Raw genomic sequence first — 25,145 nt, 5'->3', positions numbered from 1 at the left:
ATTAAACATATTCAGGAGATAAACCGGTGGATAGCTCGTCTTTAAGCTCTGCGAGTCGCGTATTTCTAGTCGCTGCTGCGGTCATTATTGTGTTAGCTGGGGTTAAAGCTGCCAGTATCATTATTGTTCCGCTCCTGCTTGCTGTATTTATTTCTATTATTATGCAGCCCGTGCTGTTTTGGTTCAGTTCACGCAAATTACCCACCTGGCTGGCGATTACCACGGTGTTCCTGATTATTTCGGTGTTTGGTTTTGCGCTCACTATGCTTATCGTGCAGTCGGTGAGTGAGTTTACGGCAAGTTTTCCAACCTATCGTGAGGGGCTTACACACCAATTCGATTGGATTGTGGCAACCTTGGCGCATGTGAATATAGACGTGAATGAAGAGGTGCTGCAAAACCAACTCGATCCAAGCCGCATTATGAGCCTGATGATGAACATGCTGTCGGGCCTTGGCGGTATGATGACCAACGTGTTTTTGGTGATTTTGATCGTGGTGTTTATTTTGGGTGAGGCGGCACAAATGCCAAGAAAGTTGGCGCTTGCTTTCGACGGTGCAGAGAAGAATTTAGAGTCTTTACGCGCCTTGCTCTATTCGATTAACAAGTATCTAGCGCTTAAAACCGTAATAAGCCTTGTTACCGGGCTGTCGATTGGTTTTGGCTTGTGGGTATTGGGTATTGATCACTTCGTGTTGTGGGGCGTACTGGCCTTTTTACTCAACTATATTCCTAATATTGGTTCCATTATTGCTGCTATTCCTGCGGTGTTATTGGCACTGGTTCAGTTTCACCCAGCAATGGCTGGCGCTGTAGCTTTATTGTTTTTGGTCGTTAACGTTATTATGGGCAACTTAGTTGAGCCTAAAGTAATGGGGCGACGACTGGGGTTGTCTACCCTGGTGGTGTTCTTGAGCTTGATATTCTGGGGCTGGTTATTGGGGCCTGTGGGTATGCTGTTGTCGGTTCCACTTACCATGCTGGTTAAAATTGCCTTACAAGACAACCCCAGTACCCGCTGGATAGCTATTATGCTTGGTGGCGACGAAATGCTCGGTAGCGACGCTGAAAAAGAGCTGAAAGACAACTAAAAGAGAGTGAAGAATGATTGATGTGTCGACGGGACCATTGTGGCGCACGGCAAGTGCAGTGTTTGCTGAGCGCAATAGTTTTCAAGGGCAGCTTGAGCAGCAAGAGAATTTGCGCAAACTGCCGTCCCGCGAACGTACCCGTGTGGCCGACTATTTAAAAGCCAACAAAGACTTAAATCGCGCCGACGTGCGCTACCCCTTCGATAATTTGAAAAGCACAGTTAACATTCAGCAACCCCCGTCTGTAATCAATATTTTTGTTTAATCTCCTCCTTTGGGAGGAGAGTAAAATCATTCTTTCGCACAATAGCCTCGCCGAAGTGGATTGATTAGGCTGAATTTGTAGTTCATTTTCAGCTTAACAGAGGCATGTACAAATGATTTATGCACAACCGAACCAAGAGGGTGCGTTAATTAACGCGAAAGAAACTTACGGAAACTTTATCAATGGTGAATGGGTTGCGCCGGTAAACGGCAACTATTTTGACAATGTGTCGCCGGTAACCGGCAAAGCCTTTTGTCGCATTCCACGCTCAGACGCAGACGACATTAACAAAGCACTTGATGCTGCGCATGCTGCGAAAGACGCTTGGGGCAAAACGTCAGTAACCGAGCGCTCTAACTTGCTGCTTAAAATTGCCGACCGGCTGGAACAAAACCTTGAAGCCATTGCTGTCGCTGAAACCTGGGACAATGGTAAAGCGGTACGTGAAACTCTGAATGCCGACGTTCCATTGGCGGTTGATCACTTCCGCTATTTCGCTGGTGTTATTCGTGCACAAGAAGGTACCAGCAGTGAGATTGATCACAATACGGTGGCGTATCATTTTAACGAGCCGCTAGGTGTGGTGGGGCAAATTATTCCGTGGAACTTTCCGTTGCTCATGGCCGCCTGGAAACTTGCGCCGGCATTGGCTACAGGTAACTGCGTGGTACTCAAACCAGCAGAGCAAACGCCTTGGTCTATCCTTAAGTTTATTGAGCTGATAGAGGACTTATTACCCAAAGGTGTGCTGAACGTGGTGAACGGTTTTGGGGCAGAAGCCGGTGAAGCACTAGCCACCAGTAAACGGATTGCAAAAATTGCCTTCACCGGATCTACACCTGTGGGTGCGCATATTCTGAAGTGCGCGGCAGAAAATATTATCCCCTCTACGGTAGAGCTTGGCGGTAAGTCGCCAAACGTATTCTTTGCCGACATTTACAACTACGAAGACGACTACCTCGACAAATGTATTGAAGGGGTGGTGTTGGCCTTCTTTAACCAAGGTGAAGTGTGTACCTGCCCGTCGCGGTTGTTGGTACAAGACACCATTTATGACAAGTTCATTGAAAAAGTAATTGAACGCACTAAAAAAATTAAACGCGGTAACCCTCTCGACACAGAAGTGATGGTAGGTGCTCAGGCGTCGCAAGAGCAGTTCGAGAAAATTATGAGCTACTTTGACATTGGTCGTGAAGAAGGCGCAGAAGTGCTGATGGGCGGTGACAAAGAACAACTCGACGGCGATTTTGCGAGTGGCTACTACATTCAGCCTACGTTGTTTAAAGGCGACAACAAAATGCGGGTGTTCCAAGAGGAAATTTTTGGTCCTGTGGTGTCGGTGACGACCTTTAAAGACGAAGCGGAAGCCTTGGAATTGGCCAACGATAGTGAGTTCGGCTTGGGAGCGGGTTTGTGGACACGTGACATGAATCGGGCGTATCGCATGGGCCGTGGCATCCAAGCGGGTCGGGTGTGGACGAACTGTTATCACCATTATCCGGCGCATGCTGCTTTCGGTGGCTATAAAAAGTCGGGTGTGGGGCGCGAAAACCATCTGATGATGCTCAACCACTATCAGCAAACCAAGAATATGCTGGTGAGTTATAGCACCGATCCTATGGGCTTTTTCTAACCCAAGCCTGCGGCCGCGTGCTTTAAATTGGTGAGCGAGTAGGTTACCTTGAGTGCATTCCATTTCGCCCGAGGTATCATGTGAACCAAGCCCATTTAGTGAGTGTGCGGTCGTCGAAGAAGAACGGCTATCACGCAGTACAAGATATCGCAGAGCAACTCGCACTGGTGAAGGAATACAAGAGCGATAGCCCTTGCGGTGTCTTGTTTTTTTGTAGCGCAGAATACGATCTGCAACAGCTTGAACAAGGTTTCGCCGATTACTTTGCTGAGCTCCCTGTGGCGGGTTGCACGACCGCGGGTGAAATTACTGAGCAAGGCTACGAAAATGGAACCTTGTGTGCGGTGATTTTCTTTCAGTCTAGCTTTCAATTGCATATTGAAGGGATTTCGCATTTACACGACTTTAATTTGGTGCGCGGACAGCAACTTGTCGATCGCCTATTACGGAGTAGCCGCGAGGACCCTCAACGGGTAAGCGATGACAATGTATTTGCGATTACACTACTCGACGGCTTGTCGAGCCAAGAAGAAACGGTGCTGGTTGCGCTGCAAAGTGCGCTGGGGAAGATCCCCCATTTTGGCGGCTCAGCCGGCGACGATAACCAATTGCGAACGACCCATGTATTTTTTAATGGCCGCTTTCACACCGACGCAGCGGTCATTCTATTCGTGCGAACGCAACTGGCGTTCGAGGTTTTTTCCACCCAGCACATGTCGGCGCTTGCAGAGAAGCTGGTGGTGACCGAAGCCGATGCGGAAACCCGTACCGTGTTCGAGCTGAATGCGGAGCCCGCCGCCCGCGCTTATGCAAAGTCGTTAGGGGTGGATGAACATGAATTGAGTGCGGAGTTGTTCGCCTTGCACCCATTGGCGGTGAAGGTGGGGCAAGAATTCTATGTGCGCTCGATTCAGCGCGTGAACAACGACGGCAGCCTTACCTTTTATTGTGCAGTGGGCAATGGCGCAGTGTTAACACGTATGCAATGTGAGCCGTTATTGCCGTTACTTGAAGCGAAGTTAATCGACATTGAGTCGCGGTTGGGTACGCCGTTGATGACGATTGCCTGTGACTGCGTTTTACGCCGGTTAGAAAGCCAAGTTCTAGATCAGCTCGATACTGCGTCCACATTATTGCAAGCACACCGAGTGGCAGGGTTTACCACTTATGGCGAGCATATTCAGGGTGTTCATGTGAATCAAACCTTTACCGGGGTGGTGCTGGCGCAACCCGCGTTTCACTCGCGCTGAGGCGACAACTCATGAAAGACATTGAGCAAGAAAAATTGCCGAGCAACTTAGCCGACGCCTACATGGTCATTGCAGAGCAGCGTGAGGCGTTGCGGCGTTTGCAGAAAATTAATCATGCACTCATAGAGCGTATTGAAGAAAGCGGCGCGGGTGGCAATGCAAGTGCCGCCGCTGCCCCCTATGCTGCTTTTGAGCATGCTGCGGTGCTGGCGGAGCAAGTGCGTGAACGCACCGCACAGTTGTCGCATACTTCCGACGCGTTACGACGCTCGAATGAGAGTTTACGGCGTGCAAATCTTGCAGCACGCACAGCGCATCGGCGCTTAGTAGATGCCATTGAAAGTATTTCTGATGCCTTTGTACTCTTTGATGCAGAGCAACGCATTCGGTTGTTTAATCATCGGTTTCGTGAATACTGGCAGGATCTCGGTTTAAAAGTTGAAATTGGTATGCCGCGTGCCCGCTTGCAATTGCAGGCAAAAGAATACGACTTGGTACGGCAGTGGCAACGTGACAACGAAAATAAGAGCCGTGTATACCAGCTCACCAATGGCCATTGGATACAACTGAGTGAGCGTTTAACCGGCGACGGCGGTCGGGTATTACTGTACACCGACATTACTGATTTAAAGCGCAGTGAAGAGCAAAGCCGACGCCGACTAGAGCTAGCCAAGCAGGCGGCGGAGCAGGCAAATTTATCGAAAACAAAGTTCTTGGCGGCGGTAAGCCATGACTTATTACAACCACTTAATGCCGCACGGCTCTTTCATGGTGCAATGGAAGAGCAGCCCTTATCGGAACCTATGCAACAATTGGTGGGATCCGCAGCACGTTCTTTAGATGCGGTAGAAGAGTTGTTACGCACCCTGATTGATATTTCGAAACTCGACGCTGGTGTGTTGCAAGCGCATCCAGAGCCCGTGTTGCTTGCCGACTTGTTGGCCAATCTAGCGGAACAACATGCGCCCATTGCGGCGCAAAAGCAACGACAGTTTCGTTGCTTCGGGCAACAGCTGTGGGTAAAAACGGACCCCGCGCTATTGAATCGGTTATTACGAAATTTGCTCAGCAATGCGTTTCGCTATACCAACACGAATGGGAAGGTTTTGCTTGGCAGCAGGCGCCGCGTAATCGAGGGTAAGCGCTATGTAGAAATACAAGTGCTCGACAATGGTGCAGGAATTTCTGCAGAGGCGCTTCCTCATATTTTCCGCGAGTTTCATCGCTTGCCGAATGCAGAAGCTGCCTCGCAAAATGGTTTAGGGCTAGGTTTAGCGATCGTTGAGAAATTAGCGCAGCTGCTTGGTCATTCCATTGAGGTGGTGTCGCGGCCTGCTGAAGGCTCAATGTTCTCGGTGCGCGTTCCTATTATTGATGCCCCGCAGGGGCAAGCAGCAGCGTTAGCACTGTCGTTAAATAAGCTTTCTCAAGGCACTGGCGGTGCGCGAATCGCTGTGGTCGACAATGACCCGGTGGTGTGTCGGGCGATGCAAACCTTGCTTACAAGCTGGGGGTATCAGGTAGAGGTGTTCACCGTGGCACCTGCGTCTGTGGCTGGATTCGACGTGGTGCTGGTTGACTTTCACTTAAAGCAGGCACAAGAGCTCGACACTAGTTTTACCAGCGAAGGCAATGGACTGGCTTGGATTAAAAAATGGCGGCAACACACGGTAACACGGTTTCTTATGATTACTGCAAATCACAGTGCTGAGCTTAAGCAGCAATTGAATACCGAGCAGCTTGCCGTTCTGTACAAACCAGTGCGCCCCATAAAGCTACGTGCGCAGTTACAACAGTTACTCGGTACGGATTTGGGCAAGTAACCGACTCGCGAGTAAACCGGCTTGCATACGGTTTTCCAACGCTAGCTTTTCCAGAATAGCTGATACATGGGTTTTTACAGTGGTTTCTGCAACATGTAAGCGCTCCGCTATCGCCTTATTGCTTGCGCCTTCAGCGAGCATTAAAAAAACCTCATACTGGCGTTCGGTAAGACATTGTTGGGCGCGTTGTAGTTCGCGTTGAGTGCTTTCACTGGCCGGGCTTGTCGTTGTCGCAGCTGAGTGAGTAAAGCTTGCCGCCGGTAAATACATTTCACCCTTAAGTAGCTGCTGTAATGCATGCGCAAGCGCTTTGCGTTCCAGTGACTTGGAAATATAACCCGCGGCACCCCGCTGTATGGCATCGAGCACTGTTGCTTTCTCGTCGTGGGCCGACATCATGGCCACAGCCGTCGCCGGATAACGTGTACGCAGGGCGCTCAAACCGGCGAGACCGTTCATGCCCGGCATATTGAGGTCGAGTAACACCAGGTCTGTGTCCGGATGTACACTCAGTTGTTGAAAAACTTGCTCGAGGCTGCCCGCCTGTAGCAAACGATCGTGCTCTATGTATCCTTCGATGACATCCTTTACCGCGTCGCGGTAAAGGGGATGATCATCGGCCACTATAATGGTACTCACACCAACTCCGTGTTTGTTCGTTTACTTTCGAACCTTGTTTTACACAAGTTTATGCAGAACTTAAACCTTTAGATGATGCCGCAAGCCTGATCGGGAGCGCGTGAGATAACCCAAGGCTCCCGTACATATAAATTTCAGAACAAGACTAATCGGCGGCTTCGTGATCGATTAACGTAGCCGCTTTCATACGAACGACAAATTCACCCAGATGTTCGAGTAACCGCTCTGGATTGTCCAAGTGCTCGGCAATAATGCGTACCACGGCTGAACCACTAATGGCACCTGCGGCACCACTTTTAATCGCTTGCTTCACATGATCGGGCTGGCTGATACCAAAGCCGAGTAACGGCGGTGCACTCTTTGCTGCCGCAAGCTCGGCAATCGCCTCAGTAGCGGGTAAATGAAGCGCTGTGTCTGCGCCGGTTACGCCCGCTCGGCTTAATAAATACACGTAGCCTTCACTTGCCTCGGCCACACGCTGGCGCAGTTCGCTAGAGGCGTCTGGTGGACAAATAAATACTGACTGTACGCCATGTTTTTGTGCGGCACTTTGGTAAAACTGGCGCTCCCGCAACGGTAAGTCGGCAATCAATACCGAGTCGACACCGGCTTCAGCACAACGCTGATAAAAAGCCTCAACGCCTTGAGCATGCACCAAGTTGCAATACACCAGCAAACCAATGGGCAATTCTGAGTGGCGTGAGCGAACCCGTGCTAAGAGCTCAAAACAGGCTCTCATTTTAGCACCGTTGGCTAACGCGCGAATATTGGCTGCTTGAATAACCGGTCCGTCGGCGACGGGATCGGAAAAGGGCAAACCGAGCTCGAGGGCGTCGGCTCCATTGCTGAGCAAGCATTCAATAATACGCTCGGATAATTCTATATTTGGATCGGCAAGGGTCACAAAGGGCACAAAAGCGCCTTCATTGCGAGCTTGCAAACGACTAAACATCTGTTGATAACGTTCACTCGCCATTATGCATCTCCTTCTGCTGCGAAAATACGACGAACATGATCAATGTCCTTGTCGCCACGGCCTGACAAGTTAACCACTAAAATTTCGGGCTTGGTCGCCGACTCAATGCGCTTCAGCGCATAAGCGAGCGCATGAGCGGTCTCTAGTGCAGGAATAATGCCTTCTTTTTCCGATATCAGCCGAAAAGCAGCCAAGGCCTCTTGGTCCGTTACGCTGGTGTATTGCGCGCGGCCAATGCTACTCAAATGTGCATGCTGCGGGCCTACCCCTGGGTAATCGAGACCGGCAGAAACAGAATAGCTTTCTTCCACTTGGCCGTCGGTATCTTGCATTAAGAATGAGCGACAACCATGTAATACGCCCGGTTTACCCGCGCTCAGTGTGGCGCCATGCTCGCCGCTGTCGATACCGTGGCCCGCAGGTTCTACACCCGTTAAGCGCACGTTTGGCTCGTCTATAAACTCAGCGAACATACCAATAGCGTTCGAACCGCCGCCTACACAAGCAATCACTTCGTCGGGTAAACGGCCTTCGGCGTCTAAAACCTGCGCTTTGGCTTCGGCACCGATCATGCGATGGAATTCACGCACAATGGTGGGGAAGGGGTGAGGGCCTGCTGCAGTGCCGAGTAAATAGTGGGTGGTGGGGTAGCTTGCTGTCCAGTCACGCATGGCTTCGTTAACCGCGTCTTTCAAGGTGCCACTGCCCGTGTCGACCGGCACTACTTTGGCGCCCATGAGTTCCATTCGAAACACATTGGGCTGCTGGCGCTCGGCGTCTTTTCGACCCATGTAAATAATGCACTCAAGGTCTAATAGTGCGCACGCCAGTGCTGTAGCAGTGCCATGTTGGCCGGCCCCGGTTTCAGCAATAATGCGGGTTTTGCCCATGCGTTTAGCAAGTAGCGCTTGGCCGAGTACTTGGTTGGTTTTATGAGCGCCGCCATGGAGTAAATCTTCACGCTTTAAGTAAAGTTTTACGGGGCTTCCGGCAGTAATGTTTCGGCACAGTGTAAGTGGTGTTGGGCGCCCTAAGTAAGTTTTCAATAAATTCTTAAACTCGGCTTGAAAGCTTTCGTCTTGCTGAGCATCTAAAAATGCTTGCTCGAGTTGATCGAGCGCAGGCAAGAGAATTTCAGGCACAAACTGGCCTCCAAACTCTCCGAAGTAAGCGGGTATTTGAGTCATGATAACGGCTCCGAAGTTGCGCGATAGTGGCGTATTTTACGAAATAACTGACGAATTTTGCTGCTGTCTTTCTGGCCGGGGCTGTGTTCTAACTTGGAGTTAAAGTCGAGCCCTTTGCAGCCAAGTTCTATGGCCTGTTCAACATTGTCGATACCAAGCCCACCGGCAAGGAAAATGCGGTGGCGTTCGGTTTCGGGTAAAAAGTTCCAATTAAAAGTTTGCCCCGTTCCGCCCGTGCTATGGTCGAGCACATAGCGGTCTGCTTTCAGTTCTGGAAGTGCCGTGAGCGGCGCCCGAACCGAGAGTGCAAACCAAATTTCACAATAAGCAGGTAACTGATTTTTAAGTAAGCCAAGAATATGGGTGCAGCGCTCACTATTCGGCTCTAAATCATGCAGTTGCACTGCGGCTAATTGCAGTTCTCGCTGGTGGCGGGTAATGGCCGCTACCATGTCGGTGTCGTTAAAGTCGTCGGCGCTGAAAACACCCACATAGTCTAACTGTGGTACTTCGTTGGCAATCAGTGCCGCCTGCGTGAGCTCGATTGCACGCGGTGAACGCTGGGCGAAAATAAAGCCGCCGTAGAGTGCTCCGCTGCTAGCCGCCACCAATGCTTGATGCGGGTGGGTGAGCCCACAAACCTTATTTTCACCGTAAATAAGCTTACGACAGGCGCGGCCAACGTCGGCTTGGCTAGTGAGCGAACTGCCCACTAAAAAGCCGTCAGCAAAAGCGCTGAGTTCTCGAATTTGGCGGTTACTGTCAATGCCTGATTCAGATATAACAACCGCGCCTTGAGGCGCTTTGGCGCGTAGTTTTTGCGTACGTTTTAAGTCGATACTAAGGTCTTTTAAATCACGATTGTTAATACCAATGAGGGTTGCTCCAAGCGCGGTTGCGCGTGCCATTTCCTCTTCATTGCACACCTCGGTAAGTACTTCAAGCTGCAAGGAGCGAGCGAGCTCGGCCAATGATCGATATTGTTCGTCGGATACCACAGACAGCATGAGCAGAATGGCGTCGGCACCAAAATACCGAGCCAGTGCAACTTGATATGGCGTGAATATAAAGTCTTTACACAATACCGGTAGCTGCACTTGCTCACTGACCGCCTGAAGGTAGTCGAAACTTCCTTGGAAAAAATCGGGTTCGGTGAGTACTGAAATTGCGGCCGCATAGGGCGCATAGGTTTTTGCAATAGCCACCGGATTAAACGCGTGGCGAATGATCCCTTTCGACGGCGACGCCTTTTTACACTCTAAAATAAAACCAGGTGCATGGGCGCGTATGCTTGAGGTTAAGCTCCGCGGTTGGCGCTGGGCGGGAGCCAAAACAGATTGCTGCGCCGCCGCGAGCACTTGTGCTTCGGGATACTGCTGTTGCAGGGCCTGCAGCGATTGTTTTCGTTGCTTGACAATTTTTGTTAATACATCGCTCATGCGCGTGCTGCCTCTTGTAATGCATAAAGGTGTTCGAGGGCTTTGCCGCTCGATAAATGTTCGAGTGCTTCTTGGGTGCCTTCTTTGAGCGACGACACTCGACCATTCATGAAGGAAATTGCGGCAACATTCATGGCAATGGCATGCCGATGGGCGGCGTCGCCGGCACCGCCAAACACTGCGCTTAGCAGGCGGGCATTTTTTTCCGCGTCACCGCCGCGAAGGGCGCTAATGTCGCTGCGCGGAACGCCAAAGTCTTCGGGGCTAAGTTGGTAATGGGTTAATTCGCCGTCTTGTAATTCAGTCACTGTAGTTTGTCCGTGCAGCGCCAGTTCGTCGAGGCCGCTACCGTGCACCACCATGGCCCGCGGGCAGTCCAGTAAACGCAAGGTTTCGGCAACGGGTGCGCAAAGCGCTGGGTCATAAACCCCGAGTAATTGAATGTCTGGCCGCGCTGGGTTAATTAATGGGCCCAACAAATTAAACAGTGTACGGGTTTTGAGCTCTTGCCGCGCCGGCATGGCGTAGCGTACCCCAGGGTGGTAATGCGGGGCAAATAAGAAGCAAAAACCATATTGGTCAAGCAACCGACGGTTGTCGTCGGGCGAACCTTCTAGCGGCACACCCAGTACTTCGAGTACGTCGGCAGAGCCGGAGCGTGACGACACACTGCGGTTTCCATGTTTTGCAATGGGCATGCCCATGCTGGCCGCAACCAACGCGGCTGACGTAGAAATGTTGATGGTGTTGCTGCCGTCACCACCAGTACCGCAGGTGTCTGCAAGGCGCTGTTCTGGGCGCGGGAATGGCTTTGCTCCCGCACGCAACGCGCGTGCTGCGCCGGCAATTTCTTCGGGCAGTTCACCGCGTATTTTCATTGCCATTAATAAACCGGCGATTTGTGCGTCGGTAAGCTGACCGCTGATCAAGTGCCCAAAGAGCTTTTCCGTTTGTGCTTGCGAGAGGGAATGTCCGCTCAATACCACAGCAAGTTCATGCATGAGCCTTCTCCTGTAATAAATATTCGATCGTATTTTTCAATAAGGCGCTGCCATGAATGGTCATTATCGATTCAGGATGAAACTGGAATCCTACGACGGGTTTGTGTTCATGTACGAAGGCCATGGGAATGTTGTTCACTTGTGCCACAATATTCACCGCGGGTGGAACGGTGAGTGCCTGTAATGAGTGATAGCGAGCTACGCTGAGCGGGCTGCTGAGCGCTTTGAAAATAGCATGCTCTTGGGTTTCAATAAGGGCAGACTTGCCGTGCACCGTTTCAAAACAGCGCCCAACAGTACCGCCAAAATGCTCAATCAGTGCTTGAAACCCTAAGCAAATACCGAGTATCGGGTAACGGCCAACCGCACTGGCAATTAATTCCATAAGCACGCCCGCTTGGTTGGGGTGGCCCGGGCCAGGCGACAGAATGAGCGCAACTTGGCCTTGTGCCTTGAGTTCCGCTAGCCGTTGCTCAATGACCTGCAACGACACAGTGTTGCGATACACTTCGAGTGCATAGCCAAGTTGCGCAAGTTCGTCGACGAGGTTGTAGGTAAAGCTGTCTTGGTTGTCGAGCATTACCAAAGTTCCACGGCTCATAATGCAGCCTCCTGTTGTTGATTCGCCGTTTGAATAGCGGCAATAACGGCTGCTGCTTTTTGTTCTGTTTCCGCGAGCTCCAAGTTCGGGTTGGAGTCGAACACTACCCCAGCACCGGCTTGCACAATGGCAACGCCATTGGCAACGAACGCCGAACGAATAACAATGCAGGTGTCCATGTCGCCATTTCCTTTTAGGTAGCCTACTGCGCCCCCATAACTGCCACGACGCTGACGCTCGACACCACGAATCAGCGCTGCCGCACTTAATTTAGGTGCGCCCACCAGTGTGCCCATATTCATACAGGCGCGGTATGCGTCGAGCGCGTCGAACTCAGTCCGCAGTGTTGCCACCACTCGTGACACGAGGTGCATTACATGGGAATAACGGTCGACTTTGAGTAAGTCTGCTACATAACGCGATCCCGTTTCGGCGATGCGGGCAAGGTCATTGCGAGCGAGATCCACAAGCATCATGTGCTCGGCCATTTCTTTACTGTCCATGCGTAGTTCCAGCTCAATACGAGAGTCTTGGTCGGCCAATAGCTCACCTTGTGCATTGCGTGCTCGTTTTCGGGTTCCAGCTATGGGATAAAGCTCGACTTGGCGCGAGGCTGCGGTGAACTTGAGTGCCGATTCGGGTGAAGCGCCGAATAGCTCAAAGTTTTGAGTTTGCAGGTAGAACATATAAGGGCTTGGGTTGTTCTTTTTCAATTCGGCGTAGCTGGCAAGACCGTTCTGGCAGGCAAGGCGAAAACGACGGGAGGGAACCACTTGAAAAATGTCGCCATTAACAATCGCCTCTTTGAGTTCGCGTACGTGTTGCACAAATTGGCTGTTGTTCGGCGTTGCGGTTACCTGCGTTGGTGTGGTGCTGTGCCCCTTCGTTTCGGGCGCGCTAACGATTTGCACGCGGCTTAGAATTTCGCCCATGCGTTGGCATAATCCTTGGTAACGTTGTTGTGGTTTGCTCACTACGCCGTTTTCGCTGAGTTCACCGCCAGCGAGGGAGCCGACCAACTCTGCGGAACGTTGTTGATGGTCAATAACCAACAGGGTTTCCGCTAAATAGTACTGATAGTCGGGGCAGGTATTTTCAGGTGTTTCACTGGGCGCTGGCAACGACTCAAAGGTGGCGTAAAAGTCATACGCAAACACTCCGCCGAGAAATATGGCAAAAGGGTGCTCGCGCAGGGATTTCAGTTGTTGCTGTAAAATACGCAACGGCGCGACATTGCTCACGGCTTGCAAGCGCTCACGCTCATTTAAATGCGCGGCGGGCAAACGAAACTCCAACTCAAGTTCAGCGGAAGTTATCCATGCTAGCGCAACACTTCCTTCTGCCACTAAGGGAGCGAGGTGCTCGGCTAGAAAGCTTACAATGCAACGGCCATTGTCGGTTAGCGCGGTTACCCGAACAGTTTGCTGATTACAAACTAAACGAACGGAAGGGTCGACCAGTAAGATACTCTTTAAATTTTCACGAGAATCGATCTCCGCCGACTCCAGCAGAAGATGTTCGCCGCCGTCGCGCAAGCTTGCAAGTGTGGCTAGCGGGTCCTGGTGGTAGGGTGTAGACAACACTACGGGAACAACCTCTCCAAGTTGTATATGTTCGAGCATTACTGAGTCGGGCATATTAAGTTCTCTTCAAGTTTGTTTACGGTTTCAATGTTTACATGGCAAAAAAAAACCCGCTGTAGCAGCGGGTTTCGGAATTTTCTCTTGTGTTGGCTTAGCTTACGCTTGTTTTTTGATTTCGCCCACAACAGTGTTCCACCCGCAATTTTGCAGATGCCACCACCACTGATGTTTGTTTGACTGTGCATGTTGAGTAACGAACATGGGCTTGATCCTTTTGAAAAACAGCGGGTTTTATATGTGCGCCGCCAAGTTGTACAAGCGCAAGTTACATTTCTCCGGTGAGGCTGTCAACAGGAAAAGTGAACTTGGGCTTGTTTTTAACCAACAGAACGTGTTTTTAAACAGGAAAACACGTAGTATAAAGGGTTATGAAAATTGCTGAAAAAAACATATCTACGCCACTTCGCATCGACTTGCATTGCCATAGCCATATTTCAGACGGCAGCTTAGCACCCGATGTATTAGTGATGCGGGCGGCGCAAATGCAGCTCGCGTATCTCGCTATTACTGATCACGATGCCATAGCCGCAGTAGCGCTGGCGCGAAATGCTGCGAATACCTATGGCCAAGGCGCGCCGGAAATTATAGCGGGGGTTGAATTCAGTTGCCGTTGGAATGGCTATGAAATTCATGTTTTGGGCTGGGGATTTGACCCGCAGCACCAAGCGATAAAAAGTAGAGTGGAAAGCCAGCAGCGCATTCGCCGAGAGCGCGCACAGGCTATAGCCGACAAGCTCGTGAAATATGGCATGAGCGGAGCCGATTTGCCTGACATGACAGACGAAAGCCGAGTGTACACGCGCGCACATTTTGCTGAAGCACTGGTGCAGGGGCGTTATGTACCGACCATTGAGCAAGCGTTTCGCAAATATCTCGGCAAAGGCCAATGTGCGTACGTGGCAACTCCTTGGTGTGACATCGATGAAGCAATAGCAAGTATTCATGCGGCCGGCGGTGTTGCTGGCTTAGCGCACCCACTGGCGTACCAAATGACGAACAAATGGTTAAAGCGTTTAGTGGAGTTTTTTAAAAGTAGCGGTGGTGAAGCCCTAGAAGTGGCGAGTGGCCAGCAAGACAAACAACAGCGCATGCAGTTAGCAGAGTTGGCCAGAAACTATGACTTGTTGGCGTCAGTGGGTTCAGACTTTCATCGGCCTGGGCGCTGGCGTGAATTAGGGCGAAATTTGCAGCTACCGGATTACTGTAAGCCTGTTTGGCAACACACTGATATTTTGAACGAGACAGTGCAAATTTAAACCCAGCGAAATGATAGAATAAGCACAAAAGAAGCAAGGTAAAACAATGAGTCATTATTTTGAAATACACCCACAGAATCCCCAGAGCCGATTAATTTCGCAAGCTGCCAAACTTATTCAGGACGGCGCAGTGGTGGTGTTTCCGACCGACTCGGGCTACGCCATTGGCTGCCAACTGGAAAATAAACAGGCGGTTCAGCAAATTTGCCGAATTCGTAATATCGACAAAAACCACAATTTCACCCTCATGTGTCGTGATTTGTCGGAGCTTTCTGAATACGCGCGGGTCGACAACCAAGCCTTTCGGTTATTGAAAAATAATACGCCAGGTCCTTACACCTTTGTGCTGAAGGGCACCAAAGAAGTACCCAAGCGGTTGTTGAATCCAAAGCGGAAAACCATTGGTTTACGTGTGCCAGACCACCGAATTTCGCAAGCGCTACTCGAAGCACTGGGTGAGCCGCTGATGTCGACCACGCTCATTTTGCCGGGGCATGACTTTGCTGAATCGGATCCAGAAGCCATTCGTGAGCAGCTTGAATCTGTTGTTGACGTAATTATTGACGGTGGTGCAATTGGAGAAAAACCGACCACAGTGGTGGATATGGCCGACGGTGGAGTGCATATTTTACGCGTAGGGCAAGGCGACCCGTCGCCTTTCGATTTTTAGCACGCATGGACAATCCAGAACCAACGACAGTCGAGGCTGTTGAGCAAGGGCCGAGCGAACAGCAAAGTTTGCCGCTTGGCTTTGTGCGTGGTGAACCGGTGCTGGAGCGGCCTGAAGACTTGTACATTCCGCCAGAAGCATTGGAAATTATGTTGGAAGCATTTTCCGGGCCTATGGACCTTTTGTTGTACTTAATTCGCCGGCAAAAAATGGATATTCTGGATCTGCCTATTTTGCAGATTACGCGCCAGTACATGGAGTATGTGGAGCTCATGCGTGAGCTCAAGTTAGAGCTCGCCGCCGACTATCTGGTTATGGCCGCTATGTTGGCGGAGATAAAAAGCCGTTTGTTGTTACCCAAAGCACCGAGTGAAGACGAGGAAGAATTGGACCCGCGCGCCGAGTTAATTCGTCGGCTGCAAGCCTATGAGGTAGTGCGTGAGGGTGCTCGCCAATTAGACGACCAACCGCAGCAGTATCGTGATTATTTTGTGGCGAGTGCCGCGACCGACGCTAGAACATGGGCAGAGCAAGCGCCGCCCGACGTATCACTGGCCGAGTTGAGTTTGGCGTTGTCACGCGTAATGCAACTGGTCAATGTGCAGGCGCATCACCAAATTAAGCGAGAAGCGTTGTCCACACGCGAGCGCATGAGCCGAATACTCGAAAAACTGTCGCAGTGTGCGCGTTTGGATTTTGTTGAGCTGTTTGACTTGAGCGAGGGTAAAGCGGGAGTCGTGGTCAGTTTTTTAGCGATCTTGGAGTTAAACAAAGAAGGATTGCTGGTACTAACGCAAGCCGAAGCGTATTCCGGTATTTATATTAGTGCGAAGTCGGAAGTTTCGCAGCCAGGCGAGGCCACACTAAGATGATCAACGAAAAGCAACTCAAGCAACTGGTTGAAGCGGCTATTTTTACTGCAGAAGCGCCGGTAACCTTAGACCAACTTCTTACCGGTGTGCTTGCAAATTTTTCAATGAATAAACCGCGCCTTCGGCAGGTATTGGACCAATTACAAGAAGACTACAAAGAGCGTGGCGTGCAATTAGTAGAGGTGGCGTCTGGTTTTCGCTTTCAAACACGTGCTGAACTTGGGCCGGCACTAGCCCATATGTGGTCGGAACGCGCACCGCGGTATTCACCGGCATTATTGGAAACATTGGCCATGATCGCGTGGCGGCAACCTGTTACCCGTGGCGAAATTGAAGCTGTGCGTGGGGTGTCGGTAAGCACGCAAATTATGAAAACCCTGCAAGAACGAGGCTGGGTGAAAGTGGTTGGGCATAAAGAAGTGCCGGGTAGGCCGGCTCTATATGCAACTACCAAAGCATTTTTAGACTATTTTTCTATTCAGTCGGTGGTTGATATTCCTGCGCTTGCAGAGCCGCCTGAATCCGACACGCGGGAGCGTGACAATAAAGAGGTAAGTGAAAGTGGACACGAGTGAAAAGTTACAAAAAATCTTAGCGCGTTCTGGAGTGGGCTCGCGCCGTGAAATTGAAGCGATGATCAGCGCGGGGCGTATTCGCGTGAATGATCATGTGGCGCATTTAGGCGAGCGTGTAACCGCAGAGGCGGATATTCGGGTGGACGGACACCGCGTAAAAGTGCAGTCGGAAGAAAGTATTCCATGCCGAGTTATTGTGTATCACAAACCCGAGGGCGAAGTGGTGACCCGTAAAGATCCGGAAGGGCGCCCTACTGTATACGACCGTTTGCCGTACTTGAAAGGAGCGCGCTGGATAGCGATTGGTCGGCTCGACATTAATACGTCTGGGTTACTTATGTTTACCACCGACGGCGAGCTAGCGAACCGCTTAATGCACCCGAAATACGAAGTAGAGCGTGAATACGCAGTTAGGGTTTTTGGTGAAGTAACCGACGCTCATATTCAGAAGCTGCGTAAGGGGGTGAAGCTCGAAGACGGCTTTGCTCAGTTCAAGAAAATTAAGCGCCAAGGCGGCGAGGGTATGAACCAATGGTTCCATGTTACCCTCACCGAAGGGCGTAACCGCGAAGTGCGTCGACTTTGGGATTCGCAAGGCTTAACGGTGAGCCGACTTATTCGAATTCGTTACGGCAAACAAACCTTACCAAAAGGCTTAGTGCAAGGCGGTTGGGTTGACCTTGATATGACCGACACTAATTACTTTCGCGAGCTGGTGCAGCTGCCGAAGTTGGAATCGGCACCGGTATTGAGTAAAGACGATAAAGAGCGCCAATTGAAACGCGCTCGGCGGGCAAATAAAGGGCGTAAGCGGTCATGACGGAACAGCAACAATGGCTGCCGGAATGGCATGCGGCTAAGGGTATTTGGCTGCGTTGGCCTTACCGAAGTGACATTTGGCCGATGGCCGGTGACGCCGCGCAAGGCGACATTCTGGCATTGTTGTCGACCTTAAACGACACAGCGTTGGAATTGCATTTGATGGTTCCTAAAGCGGCTCTGTCGGCGGCAACGGAAAAGCTCGAGGCAACTCTTGGTGGGAGCGCCGCGCAGCGGGTTCAGCTCCACGAGGTTGAATATGCCGATATTTGGTTGCGCGACTGTGCGCCTTTCGTTTGCGCCAATGGGCTGCACCAACACTTTGGTTTCGACGGCTGGAGCGGCGTCGATGATCAATGGCAAAAAGACGTCGATGCGCGTGATTGGCTGTCGCAGTATTTACAGGCCAAGGTTTCTGCGCACGATATTGTGTTAGAAGGTGGGGCACTGTACACCGATGGCGAAGGCACAGGCTTGGCATGTGCCGGCGGTACCTTGTTTCGTGCTGCCAATAGCGAGTGGTCGGTAAAAGCCTTTGAGACTGAATTACGTGAACGCTTAGGGATTGAGCGCATCCATTGGTTACCGGGCAAATTTAGCGCCGACGAAACCGGTGGCCATGCGGATAACGTGGCCAGCTTTTTAGCGCCGGGTGTAATAGCCTATGCCATGGCCAAACCTGGGCATGCTGATTATGCCACCTGTAAACGGGTGGAGCGTTATTTAACCGAGGCGCGCGACGCGAAAGAGCGGGCTTATCAGTGTGTAGCGTTGCCATTGCCAACGCCATTGCGGCTGTCGAATTCGGAGGCAACTTCGATTGCAGCGCGAGCAGGTGTACGTCGGCGCATAGCGGGAATGCCTCTCATGGCGAGCTATTTGAACTTTATTCGCGCCGGTAATCTTGTTGTGCTGCCCACATTTGGAATTGCCGAAGACCAACAGGCGTTAGCCATTATGCAACAGGCGTTGCCGCACGTGGACGTGCGCCAATCGCCCGCGCGCGCATTGCTGGCAGGTGGCGGCGGACTGCATTGTGCTAGTTGGGTTGAGCCAGAACTTAGTTCAACTGCGTCGAGTGAGTAAAGGGTTATGGTGCGAAAGCTTCCTGAACAGCCGGCCGACCCAAAAGCAATAGAAGAGCGCGCGGTTTATCTCCTTAGCCGCCGCGAACATAGTCGGATGGAGCTGCAGCGCAAGTTGACGCAAAAGGGCTTCGAACCAGACGCTGTCGCGCAGGTTCTTGAGCAACTCGAGGCGCGCAACTGGCAGTCCGATGCGCGTTTCTCGAGTAGCTTTATTCGGCAAAAGTCGCAACAACGCCAAGGGCCGCGTAAAATTCTCGCGCAGTTGAGCGAGCGCGGCGTGCAAGGCGAAGCGGTACAAGCGGAATTAGAAGCGCAAAATATAGACTGGTTTGCGCTCGCGCGTGAAGCCCTGTACCGAAAGTTTAAAGTGCCGGCTGGCACCGACCCGAAGGAGCGAGCCCGCCGGCAACGTTTTTTAGCGTCGCGTGGGTTTTCGATGGCGCATATTCGCGCAGCTATGGAGTGGCTCGAAAGCGATGATTTCGACCCGGACGACGCTATTTTTTGAGCTGTGCCCGTGGTAATATTTTGACCATTCATGACCCTATTGATCCCATTTCATTTTTCGAATTTAGAAGCAGGAAAGCATTTCATGAGTATGACTAGCGCTGAAATTCGCTCTGCATTTTTGCAGTTTTTCGCAGACCGTGGGCACGAAATAGTGCCCAGTAGCTCATTAATTCCCGGTAACGACGCAACTTTGCTTTTTACCAATGCCGGTATGGTGCCGTTTAAAGACGTATTCTTAGGTACGGAGCAGCGCGGCTATACGCGAGCAACCAGTTCTCAGCGCTGTGTTCGCGCAGGCGGCAAGCACAATGATTTAGAAAATGTTGGCTATACAGCACGCCATCACACTTTTTTTGAAATGCTCGGTAATTTTAGCTTTGGCGACTACTTTAAACGCGAGGCTATTCAGTATGCTTGGCAATTTCTGACCGAAACCTTACAGCTGCCAAAAGAAAAACTGTGGGTAACGGTGTTTGAAGAAGACGACGAAGCGTTCGACATCTGGGCAAAGGAAATTGGCGTACCGGTTGACCGCATAAGCCGAATTGGCGCGAAAGATAATTTTTGGCAAATGGGCGATACCGGCCCTTGCGGCCCATGCTCGGAAATTTTCTATGATCATGGTGAAGATGTGTGGGGTGGACCTCCTGGTACGCCTGAAGAAGACGGTGACCGTTATATTGAAATATGGAACCTCGTTTTCATGCAATATAACCGGCAAAAAGACGGTACCTTAGAGCCGTTGCCTAAACCGTCGGTAGACACCGGCATGGGGCTCGAGCGCATTGCCGCCGTGATGCAACACGTGCATTCAAATTACGAAACCGATACCTTTGTAGCGCTTATTGAACAGGCCGCAAAAGTAGTGGGAACCAATGACCTCACTGCTCAGTCGCTGCGTGTTATTGCCGACCACATTCGCAGTTGTGCGTTTTTAATTACCGACGGTGTTACGCCTTCAAACGAAGGGCGCGGTTATGTATTGCGCCGTATTATTCGCCGCGCTGTTCGCCACGGGCATAAATTAGGGGCGACCGACGCATTCTTTTATAAGTTAGTTGCAGAGCTTGTGCGCCTTATGGGTAACGCTTTCCCAGAGCTGAAAGCCGCAGAAACGCGAATTGTAAAAGCATTGCAGCAGGAAGAAGAGCAATTTGCACGCACCGTTCAACGCGGTTTAGCACTGCTCGACGAGGCAATGCAGGACCTAAAAGAAGGCGATACCTTAGCGGGCGATGTGGCGTTTAAGCTTTATGACACCTATGGTTTTCCTTACGATTTAACAGCAGACATAACGCGCGAGCGGGGTGTTGGTATTGATCAAACTGGCTTTGATGCGGCAATGGCCGAGCAACGCCAGCGTGCGCAACAGGCTTCACAATTTGGGGTGGACTATAATGCCCAAGTTACCGCTGCAACGGTAACGGAATTCAAAGGTTACACCCACGACATCGATGAGTCGGAAATTGTCGAAATCTATGTGAATGGTGAGTCTGTGCACGAAGTAGCGGCGGGTGAGGAGGCTACTTTAGTACTGCAACGTACTCCGTTTTATGCAGAAAGTGGCGGCCAAGTGGGTGACACCGGCTTTTTCAGCAAAGCAGGTGTCGTTGCATTTGCGGTGTCTGACACTCGCTATCTAGGCAAGGGTATTGGGCATATTGGCAAGGCGAATCAGAAGCTTAGCTTAGCTGATCGAGTTGAAGCTGTGGTTGATTCGGAGCGTAGAAATGCGATTCGCCGTAATCATTCAGCCACACATCTGATTCATGCAGCATTACGCAACCATTTAGGCGAGCATGTGATGCAGAAAGGCTCGTTGGTAGATGAACAGCGTTTGCGCTTCGATTTCTCTCATGCTCAAGCCGTTTCGGTGCAAGAGTTAACTGAAATTGAGCGGGAAGTGAACTGCGAGATTCTCAAGAACTGGGAATTAGAAACCGCAGTAATGCCGATTGAGAAAGCGAAAGCGGCCGGTGCGATGGCACTTTTTGGTGAGAAATACGACGACGATGTGCGGGTTGTTCGCATGGGAACCTACTCCATGGAGCTGTGCGGTGGAACCCACGTTGCGCGTACCGGTGACATTGGCTTGTTCCGAATCACCAGTGAGGCTGGCATTGCTTCTGGCGTGCGCCGCATTGAAGCGGTTACAGGAGCGAATGCATTAGCGTTCACACAGAGCCAACACGAGCAACTACGTGGAATTGCTCAGTTAGTGAAGAGTGATCAAACCGGTGTAGTAGACCGTATTGAGTCTATACTGGAAAAGCAGAAACAGTTAGAGCGTGAAAACCAAGAGTTATTGCGCAAGTTGTCGGCCAATGTAGGGGCCGAATTAGCTGCTAATCCAGAAATTGTGGGTGGCGTTAAGATTATTGTGGCGGAAATGACAAGCGGCGATCCGAAAGGATTGCGTGACCTCGTAGACGACATAAAAACGCGTTTGCAAGAAGCGGTAGTGCTTCTCGCAATGCGTGACGAAGGTAAAGTAAGTTTAATTGCCGGTGTAACAAAAGGCTTAACAAGCCGTTTGAAAGCCGGCGAACTGGTAAACGTAGCTGCCGCAGTTGTTGGCGGTAAAGGCGGCGGTAGACCAGATATGGCACAAGCTGGAGGCACTCAACCTGAACAGTTGGACAATGCACTGGCGGCTGCAAAACAGTGGTTAACGGACATACTGAATAGCTGATAAGGATGCACCCAAACGGGCTTTCGTTTTTTTTTTGCTGTGCTATGCTATTTGTTGGATGAGTAATGTTATAGTTTAGCCCCTGCATTTGAACGAAAGTTATGAGCTCTGTAATAGTGTCATTTGTGTTCAGATTGATACTATGCGAAAGGCAAAATGCGTGTATGCGGGTTTTGTCGTAAATCGGTATTGAAGGAGTACATCAATGTTAATCTTAACCCGCCGGGTTGGTGAAACACTCATGATCGGTGACAACGTTACCGTGACAGTTCTGGGTGTAAAGGGAAACCAGGTGCGTATTGGTGTCAATGCGCCGAAGGATGTCTCGGTACATCGGGAAGAGATCTATATGCGTATTCAGCAGGAAAAGGGCGACTCTTCTGAGTCAAACGACTAAACGCTGAACCATGCTGTTAAAACCGGCGTTGTGCCGGTTTTTTCAATTATTCGCTGGCAAAATCACCAATTTGAACAATAATCCCGCAGTTGATTCTGGGATTCATAAAAACCGTTGACATACGCGTGAAAATCTCTAGAATTCACGCCCACAAGTTGCGGTGAGGTGGCCGAGAGGCTGAAGGCGCTCCCCTGCTAAGGGAGTATAGGGTTTGTAGCCCTATCGAGGGTTCGAATCCCTCCCTCACCGCCAGTTACACATTTGGAATTGCAACGCGCTCGTAGCTCAGCTGGATAGAGTACCTGGCTACGAACCAGGCGGTCGGAGGTTCGAATCCTCCCGAGCGCGCCATTTTCCAAATTTGCAAAAAGAACAAAACAGCGCGCTCGTAGCTCAGCTGGATAGAGTACCTGGCTACGAACCAGGCGGTCGGAGGTTCGAATCCTCCCGAGCGCGCCATTTTGTTCGCTTTATTGCTTTTCCCTCTTGTTTGCTATTACCCTTATTTATACCAAGTATTTTCAATCAAATCGGGCATTTGCTCGCATATTTCTGTACGTTCATTACACTAGGGTTTAGTCTTAAACTATTCGTGTAAAAGGACGTCGGAGCGCCATTATGCAGGACTTACTAACAAACGCTGCTGAGCTTATGCTTGTGGGCTTAGGGGTGGTTTTTGTTTTTCTTGTTTTACTTACTCTTGTTACCTACCTTCTCGTTTTTCTTTGTCCGGAGCGTGAGGCTTCGGAGGTGGAGGCAGCGTCGCCTCGTTCAACTTCAGCAACACCCGCCCAAGTGGCCGCAATTGGTGTTGCGGTTCAGCGTTTTCGTGCGTCTGCAAAGCGCAGTGCAAAAAACGTGGCGGCAAACGCCCACAAAACAAATGATAATAATCAGGGAGATTCCTAATGAGCCAGCCATTAAAGCTTACCGAGCTTGTATTAAGAGATGCACACCAGTCGATACTCGCCACCCGTTTTCGGATCGACGATATGTTACCCGTGGCAGAAGCACTCGATAAAGCAGGGTTTTGGTCATTAGAAAGCTGGGGCGGTGCTACCTTCGACAGTTGTATTCGCTATTTGGGTGAGGACCCGTGGGAACGTTTGCGGAAAATAAAGCAAGCCATGCCGAACACCAAACAGCAAATGCTATTGCGCGGGCAGAATTTGCTCGGTTATCGCCATTATGCAGACGACGTGGTAAAGCGCTTTGTTGAGCGTGCACGAATAAACGGTGTTGATGTATTTCGCATTTTTGACGCGATGAACGACGTGCGTAACTTGAAAACTGCGATTGCCGCAACGATTGCAAATGATGGCCATGCACAGGGCACTTTGTCGTATACGGTGAGCCCAGTTCATACCTTAGAAAAGTGGCTCGATATGGCGGCTGAAATGGAAGATTTAGGGTGCCATTCCATTTGTATTAAGGACATGGCAGGTTTATTACGCCCCTACGACGCCTTTGAGCTTATTTCTGCACTGAAAAAACGTGTGTCGGTACCCATTGCAATGCAGTGTCATGCCACCACCGGATTGAGTACGGCAACCTACATGAAAGCCATAGACGCTGGTATTGATATGCTCGACACGGCGATATCACCGATGAGCATGACCTATGGACACTCTGCAACAGAAACCTTAGTGGCGATGGTTGAGGGTACGGATCGCGACACAGGTATAGATTTAGAAGGACTTGAGCCCATTGCCACCCATTTTCGCGAGGTGCGCAAAAAATATGCGCAGTTTGAGGGGTCTTTAAAGGGTGTCGATGCCCGCATTTTGCTCGCACAGGTACCGGGCGGCATGCTTACCAATATGGAAAACCAATTACGTGAGCAGGGTGCCAGTGAAAAATTTGACGAAGTGTTGCAAGAAATTCCGCGTGTGCGTGAAGATCTTGGATTTATCCCTTTAGTAACGCCAACCTCGCAAATTGTGGGAACGCAAGCGGTACTCAATGTGTTAACGGGTGAACGATATAAGTCGATTTCACGCGAAACCGCGGGTGTGTTGAAAGGCGAGTATGGTGCGACGGCAGCGCCGGTAAATGCGGAGCTGCAAGCGAAAGTGCTGAATGGTGAAGAGGCTATTACCTGCCGGCCGGCGGACTTACTCGACGATGAATTTGATAGTTTGAGTGAAAGCCTTCAGCGTAAAGCGAAAGAAGAGCAAATTACTTTAGCTGAGGCCGTGGAGGACGATGTATTAACCTACGCCTTGTTTCCTCAAATTGGGCTGCGGTTTTTACAAAATCGCGGTAACCCAGACGCCTTTGAGCCTGAGCCTCAAACAGAAACAACAGGCGATAAAGAGCAGAGCGCCGCGCAGCCAAGCGAAGCCGGTGTGGAATGCTACGACGTACGGGTGGACGGCCAAGTATTTAGGGTAGAGGTGGGCCCAGACGGTTCACTCAATAGTGTTTCAGCGGCAAGTTCAAGTAACGCCAGCAAAGCATCATCACAAACAGAACCTAAAGAAGCTGCACATGGAGCTTCGGCACAAGTTAAAGCGCCCCTTTCAGGTAATGTTTGGAAGGTGATGGTGAAAGCCGGCGACTCCGTGGCCGAAGACGACGTGGTGATGATTCTGGAAGCTATGAAAATGGAAACAGAGGTACGCAGCCATTGTTCGGGAACCGTAACCGAAGTAAAAATTGCAGAAGGTGCAAGTGTAAACACCGGTGACGTGCTGATTGAGCTAAAAGGAGCGTAAC

The 25,145-nt window shown here is 50.8% G+C and carries 23 protein-coding genes and 3 tRNA genes; 19 read left to right on the top strand and 7 right to left on the bottom strand.

Features of this window, described 5'->3' with window-relative positions; genetic code table 11:
* Window positions 1–26: 26 nt before the first annotated feature.
* From DQW12_RS03395 to DQW12_RS03375, 5 genes are all read left to right on the top strand, one after another.
* Window positions 27–1,091 carry an AI-2E family transporter gene (locus DQW12_RS03395; protein ID WP_113906435.1) on the top strand — a complete coding sequence of 355 codons (1,065 nt, stop codon included), beginning with the start codon at window positions 27–29 and terminating at the stop codon, window positions 1,089–1,091.
* A 13-nt stretch (window positions 1,092–1,104) separates the two neighbouring features.
* A complete protein-coding gene (locus DQW12_RS03390; RefSeq protein ID WP_113906434.1) occupies window positions 1,105–1,356 on the top strand; it encodes a hypothetical protein in 252 nt (83 codons plus the stop codon).
* Window positions 1,357–1,468: 112 nt separating this feature from the next.
* Window positions 1,469–2,989, top strand: coding sequence for an acetaldehyde dehydrogenase ExaC (gene exaC / locus DQW12_RS03385; protein WP_113906433.1), 1,521 nt, complete (start codon window positions 1,469–1,471; stop codon window positions 2,987–2,989).
* A gap of 80 nt (window positions 2,990–3,069) precedes the next feature.
* Complete coding sequence (nosP, locus tag DQW12_RS03380; protein WP_113906432.1) at window positions 3,070–4,239, top strand: nitric oxide-sensing protein NosP; 1,170 nt, start codon at window positions 3,070–3,072, stop codon at window positions 4,237–4,239.
* Window positions 4,240–4,250: 11 nt separating this feature from the next.
* Entirely contained in the window at window positions 4,251–6,062 is a 1,812-nt protein-coding gene (locus DQW12_RS03375; protein WP_113906431.1) for a hybrid sensor histidine kinase/response regulator, read from the top strand.
* On the opposite strand, the gene DQW12_RS03370 is transcribed toward DQW12_RS03375, so the two are convergent.
* The 7 genes from DQW12_RS03370 to DQW12_RS03340 form a co-directional block, all read right to left on the bottom strand.
* On the bottom strand, window positions 6,036–6,701 hold the full coding sequence (locus DQW12_RS03370; protein WP_113906430.1) for a response regulator: 666 nt from the start codon (window positions 6,699–6,701) through the stop codon (window positions 6,036–6,038). The two genes, DQW12_RS03375 and DQW12_RS03370, sit on opposite strands and share 27 nt — an antisense overlap.
* Window positions 6,702–6,846: 145 nt before the next feature.
* Window positions 6,847–7,677, bottom strand: a complete 831-nt coding sequence (trpA, locus tag DQW12_RS03365; protein WP_113906429.1) for a tryptophan synthase subunit alpha — start codon at window positions 7,675–7,677, stop codon at window positions 6,847–6,849.
* Window positions 7,677–8,864, bottom strand: a complete 1,188-nt coding sequence (gene trpB / locus DQW12_RS03360; protein ID WP_113906428.1) for a tryptophan synthase subunit beta — start codon at window positions 8,862–8,864, stop codon at window positions 7,677–7,679. The genes trpA and trpB overlap by 1 nt, the downstream gene beginning before the upstream one ends.
* On the bottom strand, window positions 8,861–10,303 hold the full coding sequence (gene trpCF, locus DQW12_RS03355) for a bifunctional indole-3-glycerol-phosphate synthase TrpC/phosphoribosylanthranilate isomerase TrpF (protein ID WP_113906427.1): 1,443 nt from the start codon (window positions 10,301–10,303) through the stop codon (window positions 8,861–8,863). Before trpCF ends, trpB begins: the two co-directional genes overlap by 4 nt.
* Window positions 10,300–11,304 carry an anthranilate phosphoribosyltransferase gene (gene trpD / locus DQW12_RS03350; protein WP_113906426.1) on the bottom strand — a complete coding sequence of 335 codons (1,005 nt, stop codon included), beginning with the start codon at window positions 11,302–11,304 and terminating at the stop codon, window positions 10,300–10,302. The genes trpCF and trpD overlap by 4 nt, the downstream gene beginning before the upstream one ends.
* Window positions 11,297–11,905, bottom strand: coding sequence for an aminodeoxychorismate/anthranilate synthase component II (locus DQW12_RS03345; RefSeq protein WP_113906425.1), 609 nt, complete (start codon window positions 11,903–11,905; stop codon window positions 11,297–11,299). The genes trpD and DQW12_RS03345 overlap by 8 nt, the downstream gene beginning before the upstream one ends.
* Window positions 11,902–13,542, bottom strand: coding sequence for an anthranilate synthase component 1 (locus DQW12_RS03340; RefSeq protein ID WP_232819867.1), 1,641 nt, complete (start codon window positions 13,540–13,542; stop codon window positions 11,902–11,904). The genes DQW12_RS03345 and DQW12_RS03340 overlap by 4 nt, the downstream gene beginning before the upstream one ends.
* A gap of 374 nt (window positions 13,543–13,916) precedes the next feature.
* Between DQW12_RS03340 and DQW12_RS03330 the strand changes: the two genes are divergently transcribed.
* The 14 genes from DQW12_RS03330 to oadA all read left to right on the top strand — a co-directional run bounded on the left by DQW12_RS03330 (window position 13,917) and on the right by oadA (window position 25,144).
* Window positions 13,917–14,804, top strand: a complete 888-nt coding sequence (locus DQW12_RS03330; protein ID WP_113906423.1) for a PHP domain-containing protein — start codon at window positions 13,917–13,919, stop codon at window positions 14,802–14,804.
* A gap of 46 nt (window positions 14,805–14,850) precedes the next feature.
* On the top strand, window positions 14,851–15,474 hold the full coding sequence (locus DQW12_RS03325; RefSeq protein ID WP_113906422.1) for an L-threonylcarbamoyladenylate synthase: 624 nt from the start codon (window positions 14,851–14,853) through the stop codon (window positions 15,472–15,474).
* A gap of 5 nt (window positions 15,475–15,479) precedes the next feature.
* Window positions 15,480–16,346, top strand: a complete 867-nt coding sequence (locus DQW12_RS03320; protein WP_113906421.1) for a segregation and condensation protein A — start codon at window positions 15,480–15,482, stop codon at window positions 16,344–16,346.
* Entirely contained in the window at window positions 16,343–16,921 is a 579-nt protein-coding gene (gene scpB / locus DQW12_RS03315; RefSeq protein ID WP_113906420.1) for an SMC-Scp complex subunit ScpB, read from the top strand. The genes DQW12_RS03320 and scpB overlap by 4 nt, the downstream gene beginning before the upstream one ends.
* Window positions 16,908–17,741 (top strand): 23S rRNA pseudouridine(2605) synthase RluB, encoded by an 834-nt coding sequence (gene rluB / locus DQW12_RS03310; RefSeq protein WP_113906419.1) that lies wholly within the window; start codon window positions 16,908–16,910, stop codon window positions 17,739–17,741. The genes scpB and rluB overlap by 14 nt, the downstream gene beginning before the upstream one ends.
* Window positions 17,738–18,826, top strand: coding sequence for an agmatine deiminase family protein (locus DQW12_RS03305; protein ID WP_113906418.1), 1,089 nt, complete (start codon window positions 17,738–17,740; stop codon window positions 18,824–18,826). Before rluB ends, DQW12_RS03305 begins: the two co-directional genes overlap by 4 nt.
* Before the next feature lie 6 nt (window positions 18,827–18,832).
* Window positions 18,833–19,336, top strand: a complete 504-nt coding sequence (locus tag DQW12_RS03300; RefSeq protein ID WP_113906417.1) for a regulatory protein RecX — start codon at window positions 18,833–18,835, stop codon at window positions 19,334–19,336.
* An 84-nt stretch (window positions 19,337–19,420) separates the two neighbouring features.
* Complete coding sequence (gene alaS / locus DQW12_RS03295; protein ID WP_113906416.1) at window positions 19,421–22,030, top strand: alanine--tRNA ligase; 2,610 nt, start codon at window positions 19,421–19,423, stop codon at window positions 22,028–22,030.
* A gap of 205 nt (window positions 22,031–22,235) precedes the next feature.
* On the top strand, window positions 22,236–22,427 hold the full coding sequence (gene csrA, locus DQW12_RS03290; protein WP_113906415.1) for a carbon storage regulator CsrA: 192 nt from the start codon (window positions 22,236–22,238) through the stop codon (window positions 22,425–22,427).
* A gap of 159 nt (window positions 22,428–22,586) precedes the next feature.
* Window positions 22,587–22,679: transfer RNA gene (locus tag DQW12_RS03285), tRNA-Ser, on the top strand.
* 22 nt (window positions 22,680–22,701) lie between these two features.
* A tRNA-Arg gene (locus DQW12_RS03280) sits at window positions 22,702–22,778 on the top strand.
* A gap of 31 nt (window positions 22,779–22,809) precedes the next feature.
* Window positions 22,810–22,886: transfer RNA gene (locus tag DQW12_RS03275), tRNA-Arg, on the top strand.
* Window positions 22,887–23,045: 159 nt separating this feature from the next.
* Window positions 23,046–23,336, top strand: coding sequence for an OadG family transporter subunit (locus DQW12_RS03270; RefSeq protein WP_113906414.1), 291 nt, complete (start codon window positions 23,046–23,048; stop codon window positions 23,334–23,336).
* The gene (gene oadA / locus DQW12_RS03265; RefSeq protein WP_113906413.1) at window positions 23,336–25,144 is read left to right on the top strand and encodes a sodium-extruding oxaloacetate decarboxylase subunit alpha; all 1,809 of its coding nucleotides are present in this window, start codon (window positions 23,336–23,338) and stop codon (window positions 25,142–25,144) included. The genes DQW12_RS03270 and oadA overlap by 1 nt, the downstream gene beginning before the upstream one ends.
* Window position 25,145: the final 1 nt, after the last annotated feature.

The organism is Aliidiomarina celeris (assembly GCF_003316875.1).
GTDB classification, from domain to species: domain Bacteria; phylum Pseudomonadota; class Gammaproteobacteria; order Enterobacterales; family Alteromonadaceae; genus Aliidiomarina; species Aliidiomarina celeris.
Note: the sequence above shows the minus strand (reverse complement) of the source record. Positions and strands in the feature narration are given on the sequence as shown.